This is a genomic window from Actinophytocola sp., from assembly GCF_035712165.1.
Classification (GTDB): domain Bacteria; phylum Actinomycetota; class Actinomycetes; order Mycobacteriales; family Pseudonocardiaceae; genus DASYTH01.
This window is the reverse complement of sequence record NZ_DASTBH010000328.1, coordinates 1-2,698: the sequence shown is the minus strand read 5'-3', so window position 1 is coordinate 2,698 and position 2,698 is coordinate 1. Positions and strand designations below refer to the sequence as shown.

Below are 2,698 nucleotides of genomic sequence, written 5' to 3'. Positions count from 1 at the left end.
GTCGCTGTCGAACTGGTTCGGCACTCGGTGCATTCGTGCGGCGTACTGGACACGAATGTGCGCGTTCAGGACTTGGAAGAGCTGAACATCATCTGCGTCCGGCTGCTGGGCTTCGAGGAAACCATCGGGATTGAGGTGTGGGACAACGCGCCCGCGCCGGCCACATTGCCCGAACCACGCTACGACAGCGAACTGGAGGGACTGGCGCTGGTCAACGCGCGAGCCAGGTGCTGGGGATCTTCCCTGGTACCGCCGAACAGGGTGGTGTGGGCAGAAGTGGACGTATACGACCGGAGCGGACCGGGACCGAACCCTTGACCCCGGCCGGAGGCCGGCGCCGCAGGCGCCGGCCTCCGGCCGGGGTTTGGCTGGGTGGGCGGGTGGGTGGGTGCTTTGCCTCAGGCGCGTTGGGCCTGGCGGCGTTCCCAACCCGACTCGAAGAGGTTGAAGTGGACCTGCACCCGGGGGTGCTGCGCCAGCAGTTCGTGGTTCAGCTCCACGCCGAGGCCCGGCTTGTCCGGCAGGGCGAAGTAGCCGTCCACCACCTCGGGCAGGCCGGGCACGCATTCGGTCACGAAGGGGTCGGCGAAGTCGTTGAAGTATTCCTGGGTCTTGAAGTTGACCATGGTGGCGGCGAGGTGGAGGTTGGCGGCGGTGGAGATGGCGCCGCCCACGTTGTGCGGAGCCATCAGCAGGTAGTGGGTTTCCGCGGTGCCGGCGAGCTTCTTGGCTTCCAGCAGGCCGCCGGAGTGGGTGATGTCGGTCTGCAGGATGTCGACGGCCTGCGACTCGAAAAGCTCGCGGTAGTCGTACCGGGTGTGCAGGCGCTCGCCGGTGGCGATCGGGATGTCGGTGTGGGCCGCCACCGTCTCCAGGGCCTTGAGGTTTTCCGGCGGTACGGGTTCCTCCAGCCAGGCGGGGCGGAACGGGGCCAGCAGGCCGGCCATGCGGATCGCGGTCGCGGCGCTGAACCGGCCGTGCATCTCGATGAACAGTTCGACGTCCGGGCCGATGGCGTCTCGAACCGCTTCGACGAGGGACAGCGACCGCGCCGTCTCCTCGGCGTCGAGTTCGAACAGGCCCGCGCCGAACGGGTCCACCTTGAGGCCGAGGTAGCCCCGGTCGACCACCCGGCGCGCGGCGGCGTGGAACTCCTCGGGAGTGCGCTCGACCTGGTACCAGCCGTTGGCGTAGGCCTTCACCCGGTCGCGCACCGCACCGCCGAGCAACTTGTAGACGGGCAGGCCGAGCGCCTTGCCCTGGATGTCCCAGCAGGCGATCTCCAGCACGGCCAGCGCGGACATGGCGATCTCACCCGGGCGGGCGTAGTCGAACCGCATCATGCGGTGGACCAGGCTCTCCACGTCGAACGGGTCGGTGCCCACGACATGCCGGGGCACCGCTTCGGCGAGGTATCCGTGCAGCGCGTCGGTATGGTTGAGCATCCGCACCTCGCCCAGCCCGGTGAGACCCTCGTCGGTGGCCACCTCGACGATGGTGAGGTTGCGCCAGGGAGTTCCGAGGACATGGGTGCGGACTCCGGTGATCTTCATGGGCGGACTCCCCTGGTGACATGACCTGCGAACCGATGCTAGGTGGTTTGACTTTATCTATCAATCATTCGATGATTCAGCCCGTGAAACCGGAGGGGCCGCTCGGCCGGCACCGGACCATGCACGGCCAGGTAGTGGAGTGGCTTGGCCGGCGCATCGTGTCCGGCGAGCTGGGTGACGGCAGCCAGCTGCCCAACGAGGCGGAGCTGGCCGCCCAGCTCAAGGTCAGCCGCGGCGGCATCCGCGAGGCGGTGAAGGCCCTCGCCGCGAAGGGTCTGGTCGAACCGCGCCCCCGGCTGGGCACCCGGGTGCTGCCGCGCAGCGAGTGGAACCTGATGGACAGCGAGGTCATCATCTGGCGGGGACACCGGGCCGACCCGCAGTTCCTCACCGAGCTGTTCGAGCTGCGGCTCATGGTCGAGCCCGGCGCGGCGGTGCTGGCCGCCGACCGCGCCACCGCCGACCAGCTCACCGCGCTCGAGTCGGCCTACCAGGGCATGGCCGAGCACGCCGAGGGCCTGCCGGACTCGGAGCCGCAGTTCGTCGAGGCGGACCTGGCCTTCCACCTCACCCTGCTGCGGGCCAGCGGCAACCAGCTCGTCGAGCACCTCGGCCGGCTCCTCGAACCCAGCCTGCACCACGGACTGGAAGCCAGCTCGCACGCGCCCGGCGGGGTGGCCGCGACCCTGCCGCACCACAAGGCCGTGCTGGCCGCCGTACGCGCCCACAACGCCCGCAACGCCGAGCGGGCCATGCGCAAGCTGATCGAGACCACTGCCAGCGCGGTCACCGCGATGCTGCACGCCCCATGAGGGCGGTGACCATTCCCGAGCCCGGGGAGTTACGGGTGGTCGACGCACAGCCGGACACCCCCGGCCCCGGTGCGGCGCTGATCCGGGTGGCCTGGGCCGGGATCTGCGGGTCCGACCGCGAGGTGCTGGCCGGCACCCGGCCGGGCGCGTTCGTGCGCTACCCGGTGCGGCCCGGCCACGAGTGGTCCGGCACGGTGGTCGCGGTCGGCGACGGCGGCGACCCGGGGCTGGTCGGCCGCCCGGTGGTCGGCGAGAACATCCGCTCCTGCGGGCGGTGCACCGCGTGCCGGCGCGGCGACACCAACCTCTGCGCCGTCGACTACGACGAGACCG

3 protein-coding genes and 1 pseudogene are annotated in these 2,698 nt (G+C 70.2%); 3 read left to right on the top strand and 1 reads right to left on the bottom strand.

The window, feature by feature from the left end:
* Positions 1–318 (top strand): annotated as a pseudogene (locus VFO68_RS18500) (hypothetical protein); the annotation flags it as partial.
* A gap of 80 nt (positions 319–398) precedes the next feature.
* Here VFO68_RS18500 and VFO68_RS18495 read toward each other — a convergent pair.
* Positions 399–1,553 (bottom strand): mandelate racemase/muconate lactonizing enzyme family protein, encoded by a 1,155-nt coding sequence (locus VFO68_RS18495; RefSeq protein WP_325159562.1) that lies wholly within the window; start codon positions 1,551–1,553, stop codon positions 399–401.
* Between the two features lie 71 nt (positions 1,554–1,624).
* Between VFO68_RS18495 and VFO68_RS18490 the strand changes: the two genes are divergently transcribed.
* Positions 1,625–2,365 (top strand): FadR/GntR family transcriptional regulator, encoded by a 741-nt coding sequence (locus tag VFO68_RS18490; protein WP_325159561.1) that lies wholly within the window; start codon positions 1,625–1,627, stop codon positions 2,363–2,365.
* Positions 2,362–2,698: alcohol dehydrogenase catalytic domain-containing protein (locus tag VFO68_RS18485; protein ID WP_325159560.1), on the top strand; the 337-nt coding region annotated here is incomplete at its 3' end. The genes VFO68_RS18490 and VFO68_RS18485, both read left to right, overlap by 4 nt.

Excerpts from the sequence above, each read along its gene's own strand:
- VFO68_RS18495 (WP_325159562.1), bottom strand. The coding sequence starts at position 1,553 with ATGAAGATCACCGGAGTCCGCACCCATGTCCTCGGAACTCCCTGGCGC.
- VFO68_RS18490 (WP_325159561.1), top strand. The coding sequence starts at position 1,625 with ATGATTCAGCCCGTGAAACCGGAGGGGCCGCTCGGCCGGCACCGGACC.